Source organism: Bacillus sp. RC251 (genome assembly GCF_044908765.1).
GTDB classification, from domain to species: domain Bacteria; phylum Bacillota; class Bacilli; order Bacillales; family Bacillaceae_G; genus Bacillus_A; species Bacillus_A wiedmannii.
Window position 1 is genome coordinate 745,130 of record NZ_JBIYDP010000002.1, and the last position, 18,831, is coordinate 763,960.

An 18,831-nucleotide genomic window follows, 5' to 3' on the forward strand; every position below is an offset into this window, starting at 1 on the left:
CTAATTGAAATGTGTGGTAGGAGGAAAAGAAATGCTAAATAAAATAATTTTAATTACTGGTGGTACAGGTTCGTGGGGACATGAACTTATAAAACAATTATTAGAAAAATCACCGAAAGAAATTAGAGTTTTTTCAAGAAATGAAACGGTTCAGTTTGAAATGCAGCAACAGTTTATAAATGATGATAGATTAAAATTTATTATTGGAGATATTCGTGATAAAGATCAACTAGTCTATGCATGCCAAGGTGTCCATTATGTATTCCATCTTGCAGCTTTAAAACATGTTCCAGTATGTGAGTATTATCCTTATGAAGCTATAAAAACAAATATACATGGTACACAAAATGTAATTGAAGCATCTATACAGATGCAAGTTGAGAAAGTTATATATGTTTCAACGGATAAAGCAGCCGATCCATCAAATACGTATGGGATGACAAAAGCAATTGGTGAGAAGTTAATGGTGCATGCGAATATGCAAACGAAGAAAACAAAATTCATTTGTGTTCGTGGTGGAAATGTTTTGGGGACGAGCGGAAGTGTGGTACCACTCTTTAAAAAACAAATTAAAAAATCTTTACAAGTAGGGATTACCGATGCAAGTATGACTAGATTTTTCTTAACGATTGAAGATGCTGTTGGATTGTTATTTAAAGCCGTATATCAAGGTAGAGGTGGGGAAATCTTTGTTATGAAAATGCCGGCATGTAAAATAACAGATTTAGCAGAAGTGTTAATTGAAGATTCGAAAAAGGAAAACGTGAAGGTAAAAGAAGTAGGGATAAGACCGGGTGAAAAATTAAGTGAAATGCTTTTATCTGAGGTAGAGAGTAAAACAAGTATAAGTTTTGATCAAAATTATTTTGTGGTACTACCGACTATTCCTATAGAAGGACTGCAAGAATATTATGCTAGCTATCCGCTTGTGGATGTGAAGAGTTTTAGTTCTCAACAAGACTTACTTACAAAACACGAGGTGAAACAAATGTTATTAAAAGGAGGGTTTTTACGATGAAAAAAAATGCGAGTCTTTTAATAACTGGTGCAAATGGTTTCACAGGACGCCATGCTTGCCAATATTTTTTAGAGCAGGGCTTTCATGTAATTCCTATGTTTCAAAATCGTGCACATAGAGAAATAATTGGGAATGGTATTACTTGTAATTTAACTAATAAGAGCGAAGTAATGAAGGTAATGAAACAAATAAAGCCAGATTATGTATTGCATTTAGCAGGAAAGAATTCGGTCATAGAGTCTTGGACAGCTGCTCTTGAATATGTAGAGGTTAATGTAATAGGGACGTTATATTTATTAGAAGCAATTAAGCAAGAAGTACCTCACTGTAGAACATTGGTTATAGGATCTGCTTTGCAAGCAGATAGTATGAGCAATATAAAAATTTCAAATCCATATAGTTTAAGTAAAACGATGCAAGTCATTATTGCAGAGGTGTGGAGTGAATTAATGAATTCAAATATTATCATTGCAAAGCCCTCGAATTTAATTGGTCCAGGAGTATCGAATGGTATTTGTTCTATTCTTGCAAAAAAAATGATAACTATAGAGTCGAATAAAAGTGAAGCAATTATTGAAGTAAACAGTTTGAAAGATAGTAGGGATTTTCTAGATGTACGTGATGCGGTTAAAGCGTATCATGTGTTATTGCGCGATGGAATAAATGGAAAACAATATAATATTGGATCAGGGATAAAACGGTCTTTATTAGATGTAATAGAACAATACAAAGAATTAACACAGCTGAGTTTTTCCATAAAAGAAGCAGAGCATAGTGGAAGCGAATCAAATGAGAGTTTAGTAATAGAGGATATAAAAAGGTTAGGTTGGGTCCCAGAAATTCAATTCCATCAATCATTAAAAGATGTACTCGAGTATGCGAAGTGTAGTGAAATCTGCATTCAATGAAAAATGAAAAGGGTGTAAGAAATATATGAATGGCTATAAAACAATAGATAATCAAAATACGCTATTTCTTTTAATTGTTGATACGCTGGACTGGAAAGATGAGGAAGAGCATGTTTTGTGTATCTATGAGGCGATAAATAAATGTCAAGCCTATGTGGAAGGTAAAAAGGGTGATAGGAAAAATCCAGTAATAGGTACAGGAACTAGGCCTGTAATTCAAGTCTTTGCTCAGTATGAATGTAGTGAGTATGGAAATGATTTTTATGATCTTATTAAAGATTTTTTGCAAGATATAGGGTTTGAGCTAAATGTTTATATAAATAATAGTAAGTTTACTTACATTTAATAGATTAGTATAAAACAAGATTTTTAATGATAAAGGTGGATATAAATTATGAATAAAAAGATTCTCTTTACTGGGGGCGGTACAGCCGGACACGTAATGATTAATATGGTATTGATTACTAAATTTATGGAAAAAGGATGGGGAATTGAGTATATTGGATCTCAAAATGGAATTGAAAAACTATTAGTTCAAAATGTGAAATACAATAGTATTTCAACGGGGAAGCTTAGGAGATATTGGGATTGGGAGAACTTTAAAGATCCTTTTAAAATAATAAAAGGTTGCATACAAAGTTATAAATTGATGAAACGAATAAAACCAGATGTTGTTTTTTCGGCAGGAGGATTTGTGTCCGTTCCTGTAGTAATAGGAGCGTGGATGAATAAAGTACCTGTAATAATACGTGAACCAGATAGTACGTTAGGATTAGCAAATAAAATAGCATTACCTTTTACTACAAAACTATGCACAACATTTCCTCAGACAGGAGAAAATGTAAGTAATGAGAAGAAGGTTTATGTAGGACCAATTGTAAGGGAAGAAATTGAGAGGGGCAATGTATTGCGGGGAAGAAGCTATTGTAAATTTCAGCAAGATAAACCAGTATTGTTAATTATGGGTGGGAGTCAAGGTGCTCAATGGATAAATGATATGGTAAGGGGAAGTTTGGAAAAATTACTATTAAATTTTAATATTGTTCATATGTGCGGTAAAGGGAAGATAGATTTATCTATTGGCATGGAAGGTTATATGCAATTTGAGTATATAGGCGACGAGTTGCCGCATATACTAAATATGGCGAGTGTTGTAGTTTCTAGAGCAGGTTCTACTGCTATTTCTGAATTGCTATTTTTGAAGAAACCGATGTTGCTTATCCCGTTAACTAACAGTTCTAGTAGGGGAGATCAAGTTTTAAATGCTGAATATTTTTCTCGGCAAGGATATGCGGAAGTTATAATCCAGGACAGAATAAATACGAATGTATTCATACATGCAGTAAATAAGTTGTATACAAATAAGGAGAGATATATTCAAAACATGAATGGATATAAGAAAACAAATGATGAGGGGATTCATCAATTAATAGATATAATAAATGAAGTGGTGAAGGAATAGAAATTTAAATAAAAGAACAAAAGGAAAGAAGATATCTTCTTTCCTTTTTACTATAGTTGTTCAAATTCATTATTACTTATCCATATTAGCAATATACTATAGGTGAATACCGATTTCTAATAGCTCAGTAAATGCATGAGTGTGGATAGGTTTACTATAATAGTAACCTTGAATAAACTGACATTTATTTTTTTGAAGGAAATTCACATGTTCTTTCGTTTCTACACCTTCTGCAATGACAGACATTTCTAATGTATGTGCTAATGTGATAATCGTTTTAATAATTTCCATTCCATCTTCACACGTTTCAGACATTGTAATAAATTCTCTTGGGATTTTTAACGTATCTATTGGATATAAAGGTAAATACGCTAGTGAAGAATAACCTGTACCAAAGTCGTCGATTGAAATGTGAACTCCTAAACCCTTTAGTGTGCGGAGCTTTATCAATGTTTCTCGCTCATCCATCATTGCAATGCGCTCTGTTAATTCAAGGTCGAGAGAACTTGCCGGTAAGCCTGTAGTTGCTAATGTAGAAGAAATAGACTTTACAAAATCTTCTTGTTCAAATTCTTTAGCAGATAAGTTTACACCAATTTTTAAATGAGAATATCCGAGTGTGTGCCAACGTTTCATTTGCTCACAAGCCTGCTGCAATGTCCATTTTCCTATTGGAATAATTTGTAGTGTTTCTTCAGCAATCGGAATAAATTCATATGGAGAAATAACGCCTAATTCAGGATGATTCCACCTGATTAGAGCTTCTGCACCAATAATTTTATTAGATTCACTATCAACTTGAGGTTGATACAAAAGGAACAATTCTTCATTTTGTATTGCGTTTGTTAAATCTTTTTCTAATCGTAATCGTCTTTCAATTTTTTTAGCGATTACATCGTCATAAATAGAGACAGAGTTAAGCTCTTTTGCCTTTGCATCATACATTGCAACATTAGCGTTTTTCAAAAGTGTAGCGGTATCGATTCCGGAATGTGGATAAATAGCGATGCCGATACTAAGTGATAAAGTTAATGTATGCTCATGTATGACAAACGGTTTTTCCATGCATTCAAATAACTGGTTGCATAAATCGAATAAGGAATCTTCGTCAGTATAGTTTTCAATTAAGATTGTAAATTCATCGCCACCGATTCTTGACAGATGAGTATGTGATGGAAGACATGATTGGAATCGCTTCGTTACTTCTTCTAATATGTGATCTCCTGCCGAATGTCCAAGTGTATCGTTAATTGCTTTAAAGCGATCTAAATCTAAGTATAATAATGCGAACTCACTGTCTGTTGTTTTAGCATTTTTTATAACTCTTTTTAATTTCTTATGGAAAAAGGCACGGTTCCCAATTTTCGTTACCGTATCATGGAATGCTAAATACTTTATTTCTTCTTGTTGCTTTTTTAGTGCGGTAATATCTTTTACCATAATATAACTTCCTGAAATTTGTCCGTCTATTATAATAGGGACGATGGTAACGTATAAAAAATAAGTAAAACCATCTTTATATTTAGAACTTAGTTGTAAGTATGCCGATTCTTGTTGTTTCACCTTTTCTAATGCAGATGTTAGTTTATGTTTGTCTTCATCTAAAATAATCGAAAAACAAGTTTCACCGAGTAACTCATCTGTTGGTGCTCCAAGTAGTATACTTCCGGCTTGATTTACATTTAAGAATACGCCATGTAAATCAATTGTAAAAATAGGATCAGGGTGATATTCATATAACGATTTAAACTTTTGTTGTTTTTGAGATAGAGCCTCTGATTTATGAACTAAATCAGAAGTCCGTAAAGTCACCTTTTCTTCTAGTTGTGCATTGAATGCCTGTAAACGTTTTGTTAGGGAATTGTTTTGCATACGTACAATAGAATGACGAATGAGTACGAAAATAAAAGTAATACAATTTCCTGTAATGAGAGTTGAGGATGATGTTTGTTCTTTTAATGTAAACCCGATTAGTATTGCAACAGCAAGATAGGGAAATACAACTAAAGCCTTTTTTCCTATTATAGGGTTAACAATGAAATAATTTTTATGGCTATTACGATCTGCTGAAATAGATCCAGCTATTGCAATAAACAATATAGGTATTCTATATAAAAGACGTAATAATGTTATCGTTTCAGTTGCTAAATGGTTATTTAAGTAAAAATAAATATAGTTAAAAGTTGCAGAACTTATCAATACAAAAATAAAGATATAAATCTTCCGTTTAGAATTAAAAATTGTCGGACGGAAAAAGAGACTAAAGCCTAGTAGAAGAAACAATAAATCTGCAATTGGATATAGAAATGAAAGGAAAACATCGCCTAGTGAAAGAGAGAATATATTTAAATTTGGTTGATTAAATAAATACCACTCTAATGTGAATATGGAAGTAAGTACTATACATATATCACAAATAAAGAACGCTTTTTCCCATTTATCGCATTCTTTTAAAATTTTATAACTGAAAGCGATAAGACAAAAGAGTAGAAAAAACATGTAAAATACATCAGAAATAGTAAAACGATGTATTGGAATTTCGAAGAAGCTATCTTGATATGTATATACTATTTTACCTAATAAAAAACTCCCAATTGCTATCGTGATACATATCCAAAACGGATTTGAACTGACTTTTTTAGAATATATAGAATAAATTAGTGATACAAATGTAATGGCTTCAACGATAAGTGAAGCGAAGCGTACATCCGAATTTGAAAAATGAGTAGGGAACAGATAAAAAAATATAAAATAGATTGAATAGCATATTAATGTTCCGATTAATATACATAGTTGTAAATTTTTATTTAATTTCAATAAAATCACCTTCTTTAATTATGCACTATATTCGTAATATCTATACATAGTAATATTACTTAAAAATTGTATCAGATTTCCTTGTAAAAATCTTGTTTATAAGGAAAGTATTGAAGAGTTTAATACTTCTTAAAATTAAAAAAACGTTGCGTTTGATAGTATGTATTGCATCAAGATTTTAAATAGAAATTGTATATTTAGTCATCCTTTGAATTTTAAAGGTTTTTTAGTGATTTGCAAGCGGAGATGCAAAATTGCATATAAAATGATGAGAATCCTCTTTCTAGCTGATCTTTTGATTGTTATAGGCTATTTTAAGTAAGATTTTCATCTTTAATCTGAAAATTAACATTTGTAAAAATGTTACAAAAGGATATAAAATAAGAACGTGTATTCTTACAGAGTGGATTGTATTTTTACTAAATAGGGAGGACTTTTTATGTTATGGCGAATTAAAGATGCGGAAATATACTATGAAATTGTTGGAGAGGGGAAACCAGTCATTATTATACATGGCTGTGCGCCGGATCATAGGTTAATGATGAAATGTATGGAATCAGTATTTCAAAAATATGAAGGTTATCAACGAATATATATTGATTTACCTGGAATGGGAAAGTCGAACGCTCCAGATTGGATAAATAGTTCAGATCATATATTAGAAGTGTTAACTATATTTATTGAAGAAATCATTCCAAAGAAAGATGTTTTACTAGTAGGAGAGTCTTTCGGCGGATATTTAGCTAGAGGGATACTTTCAAAAATGGTTGAGAGAGTCAATGGATTATTATTAATATGTCCTGTGGTTGTTGCACTGCAAAAAGAAAGACGTTTACCGGATAAACAGATAATTGTACAAGATAAGGAGTTTTTAAATACGTTAACTTCTACCGAAAGAAAAGAATTTAGCGAGTTAGCAGTGGTAGCAAATGAATATACATATAAGCGATTTAAAGAAGAAATTAAGCCGGGGTTAGATGTTGCTAATTATGAATTTATTGAAAGATTGCAAAAAAATTATTCTCTTACTATGGAGTTTCACCGAAAAAAATATGAGAAACCCGTTCTTTTATTAGCAGGAAGACAAGATATATCGGTAGGTTATCGAGATATTATAGAAATTATTGAAGATTATCCAAGAGCAACATTAGCGGTGCTTGATATGGCGGGACATAATTTGCAAATTGAACAGCCTGAACTATTCGAGAGTTTAGTAGGAGAATGGATTACACGAACAAAACAACAAAATTTATAAAAAACGAATGAATATTTTCAAGGAGGAAGTATGAATACATATATTTATATGGTTAGGCACGGTGAATCATCAAAATTAGAAGGGAGTGAAAGAACACGTGGTTTAACTGAAAAGGGAAGTTTAGACGCTCACAGAGTAACAGACATATTAAAAACAGAGGGAATCGATACTTTCATTTCAAGTCCGTATAAGAGGGCTGTGTTAACGATAGAAAAATCAGCCGATTTCTATGAAAAAGAAGTAGTAGTATATGAGAATCTCAAAGAGTGTATGTTTTTAAGTGAGGATAAGATTATATCAGATAAAGAGGTGTATCCACTTGTAAAGAAGATGTTCTCTGATCCGGATTTTGCACTAACAGAAGGAGAGTCATATAAGGATTGTCAGGTAAGGGTAGTGAAAATGTTAAAGAAAATATTAATGAATTTTCAAGGACAAAAAATTGTAATTGGCACACATGGACTTGTAATGACATTAATGATGAATTACTTCAATAACCAATATGGGTTTGAATTTTTAATACATACATCAAAGCCTGACATATATAAGTTGGAATTTAAAGAGGAGCAATTCATGAATGTAGAAAGATTATGGATAGGAGAATGAAACTGCATATATGGAGTGTGTTTTAATTTGTACTTATAAAACACACTCTTTTTTATAGAATGCATTTTTATCAACTATTTTTAGAATGTTAAATTAATAAGTAATTATTCAATTTCTGAATAATATAAATGGAAGTTGGTTTAAGGAAACAATTTTAAATGTGACAAAACTCCAAACGCTGGATTTATATTCAATTGGAGAAAAAGATGTAGAATTTTGTCTTACGGTCTCCGTTTACTTTTCATTTCATTACATATAGGCTTTGTGGTGTAAGGGGGGGAATCACCTTTACACAAAATTTATAAGGAGGACATTGTAATGAAAAAGATTAAAAAGTTTGCGGGAGTAGCTTTAGCAGGTACGATTGGATTAAGTGGACTACTGTTTTTAGAACCAAGTGTAAGCGCTGCGGAAACAAAGCAGGTGAAAGAAGGGAATTTCAATGCAATTGATGTAACGATGAATCAAAGTGAATTTTATGTATTGAGTGGTAGAAGTATTGATATTCTTTCTGGAGATAAAGAAGCCATTCAGCTAAATAAATACACAATTCGTTTTAGTAAACCAGGGAAGTATGTAATTAAAGTAAATGGTTGTATTTATGATGATATATATACATTTATTGTGAATAAATAGTATGTATTCTTAAATTGTGAGATAAAAAAAGAAACACCCTATTTGCGGTGAGAATCGTAAATAGGGTGAATGATTTGTATTAATTTGTATTTTAAATATGTTCACTAACTTTCTCTTTGTTATGTAAAGTATGTAAGAGGGTTTGAAACATCTTAAATGATTGCTGAAAGATGGGACTTTGAATAAAGGTGTAAAGAAAAGTTACGATGAAAACAGGACCTCCTAGCATAAATCCAATAACTAGTACAACACATTCTACTATAATTCTAGCACGGCTAATAGATAGCCCTGTTTTGTCGGAAATAGTAAGCATGAATCCATCTCGAGGGCCAGCACCAATCCCAGCCGCAACATACATCCCTCCCCCAATACCTGTAATTGCAATACCAGCAAATAAAATGAGTAAGTTTATCCATAAATAATTACTAGCGTTTGGAAGGATATTTGATTGTAAGAAAAAGTCCATAATGGGACCGATAAGTAGTGCATTTAAAAATGTACCCACATTTATATATTTTCGATCTACTAGTAAAGAAATGAGAACGAGACATAATCCACATATGACACTCCACGTACCAATGGTCCACCCAAACCTTTGGTAGAGAGCCATGTTTAAAACTTCCCAAGGGTGTAAACCGAGAAATTTAACTTTGACTGCAAGGGCATTTCCAAGGCCGAAAAAAATTAATCCTAAGAAAAAAAGAAAATAGCGAAAGAGAGTTAGCCTCATCTTTAAAACCTCCTATATTGTATAATTATGTATATTACATGTAAGAGTTTTGATGTACAAATATTACGACTTTTTAGCTGCTATTTAAAATTGCTAAAATACAAATGAAATATATATTCGCAGTCAAAAAAGTTAAAATATTTCGTTTTAAGGATTATAATAGAACGAGAAACATAAAAGGGAGTGAATGAGTTTGAAACAAGAACTTATTGAAAGATTTACGAGATATGTAAAGATTGATACACAATCAAATGAAGAAAGTCATACAGTACCAACAACACCTGGACAAATTGAGTTTGGTAAGTTATTAGTGGAAGAGTTAAAAGAGATTGGCTTAACAGAAGTAACAATGGATGATAATGGGTATGTAATGGCAACACTTCCTGCTAATACGGATAAGGATGTGCCAGTAATCGGCTTTTTAGCACATTTAGATACGGCAACAGACTTTACAGGTAAAAACGTAAAACCACAAATTCATGAAAATTTTGATGGCAATGCGATTACGTTAAATGAAGAGCTAAATGTTGTGTTAACGCCAGAACAGTTTCCAGAATTACCATCATATAAAGGACATACGATTATTACAACGGATGGTACGACACTTCTAGGAGCAGATGATAAAGCTGGTCTGACTGAAATTATGGTTGCAATGAACTATTTAATACATAATCCGCAAATTAAACATGGGAAAATAAGAGTAGCATTTACGCCGGATGAAGAAATTGGTCGTGGGCCGGCACATTTTGATGTAGAAGCGTTTGGTGCATCATGTGCTTATACGATGGATGGAGGTCCATTAGGTGGTTTAGAGTATGAAAGCTTTAATGCTGCAGGTGCTAAGTTAACGTTTAACGGAACGAATACACATCCTGGAACAGCGAAAAATAAAATGCGTAACGCAATTAAACTTGCTATGGAGTTTAATGGGCACTTACCAGTAGAAGAGGCACCAGAAAATACAGAGGGTTATGAAGGATTCTATCATTTACTTTCTTTAAATGGTGATGTTGAGCAAAGTAAAGCGTATTATATTATTCGAGATTTTGATCGTGAAAATTTTGAGGCGCGTAAACATAACGTTGAAAATATTGTGAAGCAAATGCAAGAGAAGTATGGACAAAATGCAGTCGTTTTAGAAATGAATGATCAATACTATAACATGCTTGAAAAAATCGAACCAGTGAGAGAAATTGTTGATATTGCATATGAAGCGATGAAAAGTTTAAATATCGAACCAAACATTCATCCTATTCGTGGTGGAACAGATGGATCACAATTATCGTATATGGGATTACCGACGCCGAATATTTTCACTGGTGGTGAAAACTACCACGGTAAATTTGAGTATGTTTCGGTGGATACGATGGAAAAAGCTGTTCAAGTTATTGTGGAAATCGCAAGACGATTCGAAGAACAAGCTTAAAAAAGAACCAAGTAGTGCGGATGCGCTACTTGGTTTTTTAGTATAATACTCGCCACAAATAAAAAGTGGCGTAAGACTCCCAGTTGGTCCAATTTGCCGCAAAATCTTTTATTTCCTGTTTAGTCGGTTTACTTTCAGAGCCTGTTATATATTTAATTGCATTGTGCAAGCCAACATCGTCAATGGGAAAAGCGGAAGGAAATCGTAAGCAGCGCATTAAAACATAGTTGGCAGTCCACGGTCCTATACCATGTATAGCAGTTAATTGTTTTTCAGCTTGTTGCACATCTTGTATTTGCAGTAAAGATTCTTTTGATAATTTTCCTTCTGTAATAAGCTTTGCAATACCTATTACATATTCGCATTTTCTAGTCGTCATTTTTAAGTTTTTGAGATCCTCTACATGTAAATTGGCAATCGTTTCAGGAGAAGGGAATATCCAATGTTTTCTATCATTCCATTCTACATAATTTCCAAATTGCTCGACTAATCTTCTTTTTAGTGTATAAGCATATGTGAGATTAATTTGCTGACCGATAATTCCCCAGGAAAGTGCTTCAAATAAGTCTGGAATACCTAAAGTACGAAGCCCATAATATTGTTCAATTGGTCCTTGAAGGAGTACATCATGTTTAGCTAATGAATAAAAAGGAGCTAAATCAGTAGTTAAATCAAACCACTCTTTTACATAGTGAGCTACAGCTTCGCATATCGATTCTTCAGACGTATATGATTCTTCTAAAAAACGTATTTGAATATTATCATCCGAGTTCATACTAATTTCAACTAAAGGATGTACATCGTGAACAGGGATAACTTTATAAATTTTGTTATCTTCAATGTGGAACATACATTCATTGTTAGAACGTGATAGATAGCGTAAATTTTCTTGGAAACTAAATTCTGTTGGAACTGCTAAAGTTAATGTGCTAGTATATTCTGCTGTCATATGCATTCTACCTGAGACTTTTCTAATGTAAGCAACACTTTCTTCATTTCTAATCCACCTCTAAAACCGGTTAGTTTACCATTCTTTCCAATAACACGATGGCAAGGAATTGTAATGAGAAGAGGGTTGGCAGCAATAGCAGTAGCAACGGCACGCACAGCAGTAGGTTTTTGCATTCTTTCGGCAATTTCTGAATAAGAATATGTCTCCCCATAAGGAATTTCACGTACCGTATTCCAAACAGATAATTGAAAATCAGTTCCGTAAGCATCGATAGGGAATGTAAAAATTTCTCGTTTACTTTCTAAATACTCGATAACTTCTTTCGTATATGATTGCAGATAATCTGGATTACAGGTCAATATATGTTGTGGCAATTTTTTTCTAGCCCATATATTTAGTTCTTCAAAGTTTTCGTCTTGGGATCCAATGAAACATAATCCATTTTCAGTTGCAGCAATATGAAACTGCCAATTTTCATGTGTAAGTAGCGTCCAATATATAAATTTATTTTTGGAGGAATTCATTATTGTATCCTTCTTTCATTTCGTTCTTTTTTCGATATTCAGTAGGAGTAAATCCGGTATTCTTTTTAAATAAAGTTGCGAAATACTCTGGGTTTTCTATCCCGACAGCAGTACTAATTTCTTTAATGGATTGATTTGTGTGTAAAAGGTGTTCTGCCGCTTTAACAATCCTAAACTGCTGTATATATTCTATTGGACTTATTCCTGTTACTTTTTTGAAAGTACGTTGTAAATGAAATGGGCTACCATGACATATTTCAGCAAGTATGTTGAGAGTTAATAATTCGTCAAAGTGCTTTTTGATATAATCTTTAATTTGTTCTACCCACTCTTCATTAGGTAAAGTGAGCCCATTTGGTTTACAACGTTTGCAAGGGCGGAATTTTTCGCTTAATGCTTGCTCTGCATGATGAAAAATTCGTACATTGTTTCTATTCGGTATTCTTGATTTGCATGACGGTCGGCAAAAGATTCCGGTTGATTTCACAGCATAAAAGAATTTACTATCATAGGAAGAATCATTATGAATAATTGCTTGCCAATGCTCATTTGTTAACGTAATCCCTTCATTGTGCAAAGAACATCACCTCTGAAATTAGTATAACCTGAATAAAGTGCGTATGTATGTATTCACAAATGTAAGAGCAAGATTACAAAGGTGAAAATATGATTGTTTTTCTATTTTGTGATAGCATGAAATTTGAAAGTGAACATCAAGAGGAGGATTATAGGTGAAGTTAATTTCGTGGAATGTAAATGGTTTGCGAGCAGTTATCGCAAAAGGTGGATTTTTAGAATATCTTGAGGAATCAAATGCTGATATATTTTGTTTACAAGAGATTAAATTACAAGATGGGCAAATTGATTTGAATCCAGAGGGATATTATACATACTGGAATTATGCTGTGAAAAAAGGTTATTCAGGAACGGCTATTTTTTCGAAAAAAGAACCGCTATCTGTAACATACGGTTTAGGGATTGAAGAGCATGATCAAGAAGGACGAGTTATTACTTTAGAATTCGAAGATTTTTACATGATAACGTTATATACACCAAACTCAAAACGAGGATTAGAACGATTAGATTACAGAATGAAATGGGAAGATGATTTCAGGGCTTATATTAAGCAATTAGATGAAAAAAAGCCCGTTGTTTTTTGCGGTGATTTAAACGTTGCTCATAAAGAAATCGATTTAAAAAATCCAAAAAGTAATCGTAAAAACCCTGGATTCTCTGATGAGGAACGAGAGAAATTCACATGTATTTTAGAAGAAGGATTTATTGATACGTATCGTTATCTGTATCCTGATCAGGAAGGTGCATATTCGTGGTGGTCGTATCGTATGGGAGCGAGAGCAAAAAATATTGGATGGCGTTTAGATTATTTTGTTGTTTCGGAAAGAATGAAAGACAAAATAACAGAGGCGAAAATTAATAGTGAAGTGATGGGATCAGACCATTGCCCAGTGGAATTACATATAAATTTCTAAAAAAAGAAGTATCTTCCTAAGATTAGGCGGATACTTCTTTTCTATTCAGTTTGTTAAAATTTTTCAAATCTTTCTTGAAATAATTGCATATTAAATATATACTTAGTAACGATAATCATTATCAATGAAAAGTGTTATCAATAGATGAGGTGTAAAAGAATTATAGTTTAGGGGAAGTGAACGAGAATGAGTTCTGGATAGAATTATTAATCTAATGAAATATATATGTGAGACAAGTTTCATATAGTTAAATTTTATTGAGAATATAGTTTGAGAATTCGAGAGGAGTTATATAAAGATGAATAAGAAGTTATTTACATTAGGGATGGTTACAGTATTAAGTGTAGGACTAGCAGCATGCAATAGTACGGATAAAACTTCAGGAGAACAAAAGCAACAGACAAAAGCTACGGAAACGAAAAAAGACGAAAAAAGAAAAATTACATATTTAGGTAAAGAATATACAGTACCAGCAAAAGTAGATAAAATTGCGACAGCTAGTTTAGAGTCAATGGAAGATGCAGCGGTACTTGGTATTAAGCCGGTAGGTGCCATTACTGTTGGTGGTAAATTACCGAAGTATCTTGAAAAAGATTTAGAGGGTGCGAAATCTGTTGGCGAGAAAATGCAACCAAATTTTGAAACATTACTACAATTAAAGCCAGACGTTATTACATCAAGTACAAAATTCCCAGCAGAAACAGCTGAAAAGTTTACGAAAGTAGCTCCGACATTCCCAGTATCACATGTTTCAACAGATTGGGAAGATAACTTAAAGTTAATGGGAGAATTAACTGGTAAAAAAGATAAAGCAGAAAAAATTATTAAAGATTACAATGCAGATGCTGAAAAAGCAAAAGCAAAACTAGGAGATAAGTTAAAAGACAAAAAAGTACTTGTCATTAGACTAAGAGCAAACGAATTATTCCTATATCCAGAAGGAGTATACTTCAACCCTGTCATTTATAAAGATCTTGGGCTAACTGCTCCAGAACAACTTAAAGCTGTAAAAGCACAAGAGAAAATTTCATTTGAAAAACTTGCTGAACTTAACCCAGATTATATTTTCTTACAATATGAGGCAAGTGAAAATAAAAATCCGAAAGTGCTAGAAGAAATTGAAAGCAATCCAATTTGGCAAAGTATGAATGCTGCGAAGGAAAAGAAAGTATTTGTAAACGTTGTAGACCCAATGGCACAAGGTGGTACAGCTTGGAGTAAAACAGTATTCTTAAAAGAAGCAGTAAAAAATTTATCTAAATAATACAATAAGTAAGGTGCGTTGAATGATATGCAGAAAACAAATGCAGTACCAGTAACCATATTATGTATAGCACCCATACTGATCTTATTTACAGTTATACTTTCTATTTTGTATGGGGCGAAAAGTATTGATGCTGAAACAGTGTGGAACGCATTATTTCATTTTGATTCAAGCGATGTAAATCATAATATTATTATTACTTCACGTTTACCAAGGGTAGTTGCAGCTCTTTTAGTCGGAGCATTTCTAGCCATATCAGGAGCACTTATGCAGGGGATGACAAGAAACTATCTTGCATCCCCTTCTATTATGGGTGTGACGGATGGGGCAGCCTTTGTTATTACACTTTGCATGATTTTTCTTCCAGGAATGTCATCAATTGGTATGGTTTTATGTTCAATGATTGGTTCTGCACTAGGAGCCGGTATCGTGTTTGGTTTTGGTTCGCTCCTTCAAAATGGCTTATCACCAGTTAGGTTAGCGATTATCGGAACAGTTATTGGAACATTTTTAAGTAGTGTATCTGCTGCAATGGCTTCATATTTCCAAATTTCTCAAAATGTTAGTTTTTGGTTTAATGCAAAGTTAGACCAAGTGGACCCTAATATCATTAAAATCACGATACCGTTTGGGATAATTGGAATAGTTTTAGCGCTGTTAATATCAAAATCTATTACTATTCTTTCTTTAGGAGAAGAAGTTTCTATTAATCTAGGACAGCGTACAAAACTAGTTAAAGCAATGGCTATTTTATCGGTTATTTTCTTAACAGGAACGGCAGTTGCTTTAGTGGGGAAAGTTGGTTTTGTAGGTTTAATTATTCCTCACATTACTCGCTTTATAATTGGGGTAGATTATAAGTGGATTTTGCCATGTGCAGGCGTTATTGGTGGAGTTTTCTTAGCGTTATGTGATGTTTTAAGTAGATTTGTAAACTATCCATTTGAAACACCAATTGGAGTCGTTACCTCCTTAATTGGAATTCCTTTCTTCCTTTATTTAATCCGTACAAGAGGAGGAGAGAGACATGCTTAAAAGTTCGAGTCAGCGCTTTGGAATGACAATGGGGATTATTATATTTTTAATACTATGTGCAATTTATATTAGTTTAACGAATGGTACGTTTGATATTACGATTACGGATGTATTTAAAACACTTTTTAGAATTGATCCAGTACCAGAACATGATTTAGTTATTTTTGAGTTTCGTCTTCCTCGTATCGTAATTGCTGGGTTAGTAGGATTAGGCCTAGGCGTTGCAGGTGCTGTTATTCAAGGGATTACGAGGAATGGATTGGCAGACCCAGGTATTTTAGGAGTGAATGCTGGGGCCGGCACAGCCATCGTTATTTTTATGTTTTTCTTTCAAGGGCAATTAAAGAGCACAGACTGGATGTCTATTATGATGATGCCAATGTTTGGTTTAGTCGGCGGATTAGGTGCAGCTATCATCATTTATCTGTTTTCATGGAAAAACGGTAAGCTAGACTCACAACGTCTTTTATTAACAGGGATTGCAATTGGATCAGGATTTGGAGCATTTTCTATGTACTTATCACTCAAAATGAAGTCAACTGATTTCGAAATGGCTGCAGTTTGGGTGTCAGGAAGCATATATAGCGCAAACTGGAAGTATATTGTTGCTATGTTGCCGTGGCTTATCATATTAATTCCGCTTATACAAAAAAAAGCTTATTTATTAGATTTATTTCAATTGGAAGAAACGAGTATTACAAGTTTAGGTGTTTCGGTAGAAAGAGAGAAATCTATTTTACTACTAAGTAGTATCGGACTTGTCAGTGCATGTGTTGCAGTTTCAGGAAGTATTGGTTTCATTGGTTTAATGGCACCGCATATAGCGAAAAGACTTGTTGGTATTCAACATAAGCATATCATTCCTACGTGTGGAGTAATCGGAATGTTCCTTGTAATAGCTTCAGACTTTATTGCAAAAACAGTTTTCACCCCTGTAGAGTTACCTGTTGGGATCGTTATTTCTATTGTCGGTGTACCGTATTTCTTATATTTACTTTATAAGGCGAAAGCGTAAGAGGAGGAATAAAAGTGAGTATTTTAAGTGCAAAAAATTTAGAAACGAGTTATGAAAAGCTTACAGTGTTTCGCGATTTAAATGTGGAAATACAAGAAGGAAAAGTAACGACAATTATAGGGCCAAACGGGTGCGGTAAATCAACACTGTTAAAAACAATGGGAAGAATTTTAAAGCAAAAGAGCGGTAAAGTATATTTGCAAGGACAGGATTTAAATACGATTCCAACGAAAGAAATTGCGAAGCAGTTAGCTTTACTCCCGCAAACTCCAATTGCACCAGGAGAACTTAAAGTGGAAGAATTAATTTCTTATGGACGCTATCCACATCGAAATAATGTAAATAAGTTAACTTCAAAAGATAAAGAGATGATTGACTGGGCATTAGATATAACGAAAACTTCTGAATTTCGAACGAGACAAATTGCCAATTTATCAGGTGGTCAAAGGCAAAAGGTATGGCTAGCGATGGCTTTAGCACAAGAGACAGAAGTGTTACTACTAGATGAACCAACGACATATCTTGATATGTCTCATCAATTAGATGTATTACAAATTGTGGAGAAGTTAAATAAAGAACATAATTGTACAGTTGTAATGGTACTACATGATATTAACCATGCAGCAAGGTTTTCAGATGAAATTATTGCGATGAAGGAAGGGGAAATCGTTACAACTGGTATCCCAGAAGAAATCATTACAAATGAAGTGTTAAAAGAAGTATTTCATATTGATGCGCGTGTCATGATTGATCCGTATAATGGATCTCCTGTTTGCTTTGGATACGATAGTGTTGTCTCTCAAGAAGAGAAAGTAGAAATATATGTAACGAGTTAAGAGGGAGGGATATAAGATGAATACTACTATTGAAAAACAGCAGATTATAACAACTAATACAGAACAGTGGAAAATGTATTCGAAATTAGAAGGTAAGGAATATCAAATTCATATTTCAAAGCCGAGGCGACCAGCGCCAGAGTCAGGCTATCCTGTTATATACGTATTAGATGGCAATGCTTTTTTTCAAACATTCCATGAAGCGGTTAAAATACAATCAGTTAGAGCAGAAAAAACAGGTGTTTCACCAGCAATTATAGTAGGTATTGGTTATCCAATTGAAGGGGCATTTTCAGGTGAAGAAAGATGTTATGATTTTACACCTAGCGTAATTTCAAAAGATGCGCCTTTAAAACCAGATGGCAAACCGTGGCCAAAAACAGGAGGAGCACATAACTTCTTTACTTTTATAGAAGAAGAACTGAAGCCTCAAATCGAAAATGATTTTGAGATTGATAAAGGAAAGCAAACGTTATTTGGGCATTCGTTAGGTGGTTTATTTGCTTTACATATACTATTTACAAACGTAAATGCCTTTCAAAATTATTTTATTAGTAGTCCATCTATTTGGTGGAATAACCAGTCTGTACTTGAAAAAGAAGTGAATCTTATAAGTGAATTAAATAGTGCCAAGTTTGAAACGGGAGTGTTCCTTACAGTTGGGTCATTAGAGCGAGAGCATATGGTTGTAGATGCAAATGAATTATCAAAGCGCCTTCTCCAAGTAAAACATGATCAGTTTAGATTTACGTTTTATGAAGCTGAAGGGGAAAATCATGCGTCAGTTGTGCCGACTTCTTTAAGTAAAGGGTTAAGGTTTATTAGTCACCTATAGAAGAGGGAAAAGGTAAGCAATT

Annotated in this window: 19 protein-coding genes; 14 read left to right on the plus strand and 5 right to left on the minus strand. The window is 33.3% G+C overall.

What is annotated here, in order from left to right; genetic code table 11:
* The first annotated feature begins 31 nt into the window (after positions 1-31).
* The 4 genes from ABH961_RS13780 to ABH961_RS13795 are packed head-to-tail and all read left to right on the plus strand — an operon-like array spanning position 32 to position 3,388.
* Complete coding sequence (locus ABH961_RS13780; protein ID WP_048545904.1) at positions 32-1,018, plus strand: UDP-N-acetylglucosamine 4,6-dehydratase family protein; 987 nt, start codon at positions 32-34, stop codon at positions 1,016-1,018.
* Positions 1,015-1,926 (plus strand): SDR family oxidoreductase, encoded by a 912-nt coding sequence (locus ABH961_RS13785; protein WP_098077467.1) that lies wholly within the window; start codon positions 1,015-1,017, stop codon positions 1,924-1,926. Before ABH961_RS13780 ends, ABH961_RS13785 begins: the two co-directional genes overlap by 4 nt.
* A gap of 25 nt (positions 1,927-1,951) precedes the next feature.
* Complete coding sequence (locus ABH961_RS13790; protein ID WP_048545900.1) at positions 1,952-2,272, plus strand: DUF6572 domain-containing protein; 321 nt, start codon at positions 1,952-1,954, stop codon at positions 2,270-2,272.
* 48 nt (positions 2,273-2,320) lie between these two features.
* Positions 2,321-3,388 carry an undecaprenyldiphospho-muramoylpentapeptide beta-N-acetylglucosaminyltransferase gene (locus ABH961_RS13795; protein ID WP_098079130.1) on the plus strand — a complete coding sequence of 356 codons (1,068 nt, stop codon included), beginning with the start codon at positions 2,321-2,323 and terminating at the stop codon, positions 3,386-3,388.
* A gap of 96 nt (positions 3,389-3,484) precedes the next feature.
* On the opposite strand, the gene ABH961_RS13800 is transcribed toward ABH961_RS13795, so the two are convergent.
* The gene (locus ABH961_RS13800; protein WP_141497614.1) at positions 3,485-6,205 is read right to left on the minus strand and encodes a sensor domain-containing phosphodiesterase; all 2,721 of its coding nucleotides are present in this window, start codon (positions 6,203-6,205) and stop codon (positions 3,485-3,487) included.
* A gap of 439 nt (positions 6,206-6,644) precedes the next feature.
* Here ABH961_RS13800 and ABH961_RS13805 point away from each other — a divergent pair, with 439 nt between their 5' ends.
* The 3 genes from ABH961_RS13805 to ABH961_RS13815 all read left to right on the plus strand — a co-directional run bounded on the left by ABH961_RS13805 (position 6,645) and on the right by ABH961_RS13815 (position 8,702).
* Positions 6,645-7,460, plus strand: coding sequence for an alpha/beta fold hydrolase (locus ABH961_RS13805; protein WP_098079135.1), 816 nt, complete (start codon positions 6,645-6,647; stop codon positions 7,458-7,460).
* Between the two features lie 30 nt (positions 7,461-7,490).
* The gene (locus tag ABH961_RS13810; RefSeq protein ID WP_064469414.1) at positions 7,491-8,066 is read left to right on the plus strand and encodes a histidine phosphatase family protein; all 576 of its coding nucleotides are present in this window, start codon (positions 7,491-7,493) and stop codon (positions 8,064-8,066) included.
* Positions 8,067-8,384: 318 nt separating this feature from the next.
* On the plus strand, positions 8,385-8,702 hold the full coding sequence (locus ABH961_RS13815; RefSeq protein ID WP_098079138.1) for a hypothetical protein: 318 nt from the start codon (positions 8,385-8,387) through the stop codon (positions 8,700-8,702).
* Positions 8,703-8,793: 91 nt separating this feature from the next.
* Here the strand turns inward: ABH961_RS13815 and ABH961_RS13820 are convergent, their stop codons facing one another.
* Positions 8,794-9,432 carry a YczE/YyaS/YitT family protein gene (locus ABH961_RS13820; protein WP_098079140.1) on the minus strand — a complete coding sequence of 213 codons (639 nt, stop codon included), beginning with the start codon at positions 9,430-9,432 and terminating at the stop codon, positions 8,794-8,796.
* A gap of 193 nt (positions 9,433-9,625) precedes the next feature.
* Here ABH961_RS13820 and pepT point away from each other — a divergent pair, with 193 nt between their 5' ends.
* Entirely contained in the window at positions 9,626-10,858 is a 1,233-nt protein-coding gene (gene pepT, locus ABH961_RS13825) for a peptidase T (RefSeq protein WP_098048817.1), read from the plus strand.
* A 37-nt stretch (positions 10,859-10,895) separates the two neighbouring features.
* Here the strand turns inward: pepT and ABH961_RS13830 are convergent, their stop codons facing one another.
* The 3 genes from ABH961_RS13830 to ABH961_RS13840 are packed head-to-tail and all read right to left on the minus strand — an operon-like array spanning position 10,896 to position 12,911.
* Positions 10,896-11,807 (minus strand): DNA-3-methyladenine glycosylase family protein, encoded by a 912-nt coding sequence (locus tag ABH961_RS13830; RefSeq protein WP_098079143.1) that lies wholly within the window; start codon positions 11,805-11,807, stop codon positions 10,896-10,898.
* Positions 11,804-12,334, minus strand: coding sequence for a methylated-DNA--[protein]-cysteine S-methyltransferase (locus ABH961_RS13835; RefSeq protein WP_098079147.1), 531 nt, complete (start codon positions 12,332-12,334; stop codon positions 11,804-11,806). Before ABH961_RS13835 ends, ABH961_RS13830 begins: the two co-directional genes overlap by 4 nt.
* On the minus strand, positions 12,315-12,911 hold the full coding sequence (locus tag ABH961_RS13840) for a bifunctional transcriptional activator/DNA repair enzyme AdaA (RefSeq protein ID WP_098079150.1): 597 nt from the start codon (positions 12,909-12,911) through the stop codon (positions 12,315-12,317). The genes ABH961_RS13835 and ABH961_RS13840 overlap by 20 nt, the downstream gene beginning before the upstream one ends.
* A gap of 154 nt (positions 12,912-13,065) precedes the next feature.
* Here ABH961_RS13840 and ABH961_RS13845 point away from each other — a divergent pair, with 154 nt between their 5' ends.
* The 6 genes from ABH961_RS13845 to ABH961_RS13870 all read left to right on the plus strand — a co-directional run bounded on the left by ABH961_RS13845 (position 13,066) and on the right by ABH961_RS13870 (position 18,809).
* On the plus strand, positions 13,066-13,824 hold the full coding sequence (locus ABH961_RS13845; protein ID WP_048545879.1) for an exodeoxyribonuclease III: 759 nt from the start codon (positions 13,066-13,068) through the stop codon (positions 13,822-13,824).
* A 298-nt stretch (positions 13,825-14,122) separates the two neighbouring features.
* The gene (locus tag ABH961_RS13850) at positions 14,123-15,088 is read left to right on the plus strand and encodes an iron-hydroxamate ABC transporter substrate-binding protein (RefSeq protein WP_048545878.1); all 966 of its coding nucleotides are present in this window, start codon (positions 14,123-14,125) and stop codon (positions 15,086-15,088) included.
* Between the two features lie 27 nt (positions 15,089-15,115).
* The gene (locus ABH961_RS13855) at positions 15,116-16,123 is read left to right on the plus strand and encodes a FecCD family ABC transporter permease (protein WP_001173055.1); all 1,008 of its coding nucleotides are present in this window, start codon (positions 15,116-15,118) and stop codon (positions 16,121-16,123) included.
* Positions 16,116-17,138 carry a FecCD family ABC transporter permease gene (locus ABH961_RS13860; protein WP_048545876.1) on the plus strand — a complete coding sequence of 341 codons (1,023 nt, stop codon included), beginning with the start codon at positions 16,116-16,118 and terminating at the stop codon, positions 17,136-17,138. The genes ABH961_RS13855 and ABH961_RS13860 overlap by 8 nt, the downstream gene beginning before the upstream one ends.
* A gap of 14 nt (positions 17,139-17,152) precedes the next feature.
* The gene (locus ABH961_RS13865) at positions 17,153-17,974 is read left to right on the plus strand and encodes an ABC transporter ATP-binding protein (protein WP_048545874.1); all 822 of its coding nucleotides are present in this window, start codon (positions 17,153-17,155) and stop codon (positions 17,972-17,974) included.
* Between the two features lie 16 nt (positions 17,975-17,990).
* Positions 17,991-18,809, plus strand: a complete 819-nt coding sequence (locus ABH961_RS13870) for an alpha/beta hydrolase (protein ID WP_098079153.1) — start codon at positions 17,991-17,993, stop codon at positions 18,807-18,809.
* The last annotated feature ends 22 nt before the right edge of the window (positions 18,810-18,831 follow it).

Bases quoted from the DNA above. Each gene is read 5' to 3' on its own strand.
- ABH961_RS13835 (WP_098079147.1), bottom strand. From the start codon at position 12,334: ATGAATTCCTCCAAAAATAAATTTATATATTGGACGCTACTTACACAT.
- ABH961_RS13810 (WP_064469414.1), top strand. From the start codon at position 7,491: ATGAATACATATATTTATATGGTTAGGCACGGTGAATCATCAAAATTA.
- ABH961_RS13860 (WP_048545876.1), top strand. From the start codon at position 16,116: ATGCTTAAAAGTTCGAGTCAGCGCTTTGGAATGACAATGGGGATTATT.
- ABH961_RS13785 (WP_098077467.1), top strand. From the start codon at position 1,015: ATGAAAAAAAATGCGAGTCTTTTAATAACTGGTGCAAATGGTTTCACA.
- ABH961_RS13780 (WP_048545904.1), top strand. From the start codon at position 32: ATGCTAAATAAAATAATTTTAATTACTGGTGGTACAGGTTCGTGGGGA.
- ABH961_RS13855 (WP_001173055.1), top strand. From the start codon at position 15,116: ATGCAGAAAACAAATGCAGTACCAGTAACCATATTATGTATAGCACCC.
- ABH961_RS13870 (WP_098079153.1), top strand. From the start codon at position 17,991: ATGAATACTACTATTGAAAAACAGCAGATTATAACAACTAATACAGAA.
- ABH961_RS13815 (WP_098079138.1), top strand. From the start codon at position 8,385: ATGAAAAAGATTAAAAAGTTTGCGGGAGTAGCTTTAGCAGGTACGATT.
- ABH961_RS13820 (WP_098079140.1), bottom strand. From the start codon at position 9,432: ATGAGGCTAACTCTCTTTCGCTATTTTCTTTTTTTCTTAGGATTAATT.
- ABH961_RS13790 (WP_048545900.1), top strand. From the start codon at position 1,952: ATGAATGGCTATAAAACAATAGATAATCAAAATACGCTATTTCTTTTA.
- ABH961_RS13830 (WP_098079143.1), bottom strand. From the start codon at position 11,807: ATGACAGCAGAATATACTAGCACATTAACTTTAGCAGTTCCAACAGAA.
- ABH961_RS13795 (WP_098079130.1), top strand. From the start codon at position 2,321: ATGAATAAAAAGATTCTCTTTACTGGGGGCGGTACAGCCGGACACGTA.
- ABH961_RS13850 (WP_048545878.1), top strand. From the start codon at position 14,123: ATGAATAAGAAGTTATTTACATTAGGGATGGTTACAGTATTAAGTGTA.
- ABH961_RS13805 (WP_098079135.1), top strand. From the start codon at position 6,645: ATGTTATGGCGAATTAAAGATGCGGAAATATACTATGAAATTGTTGGA.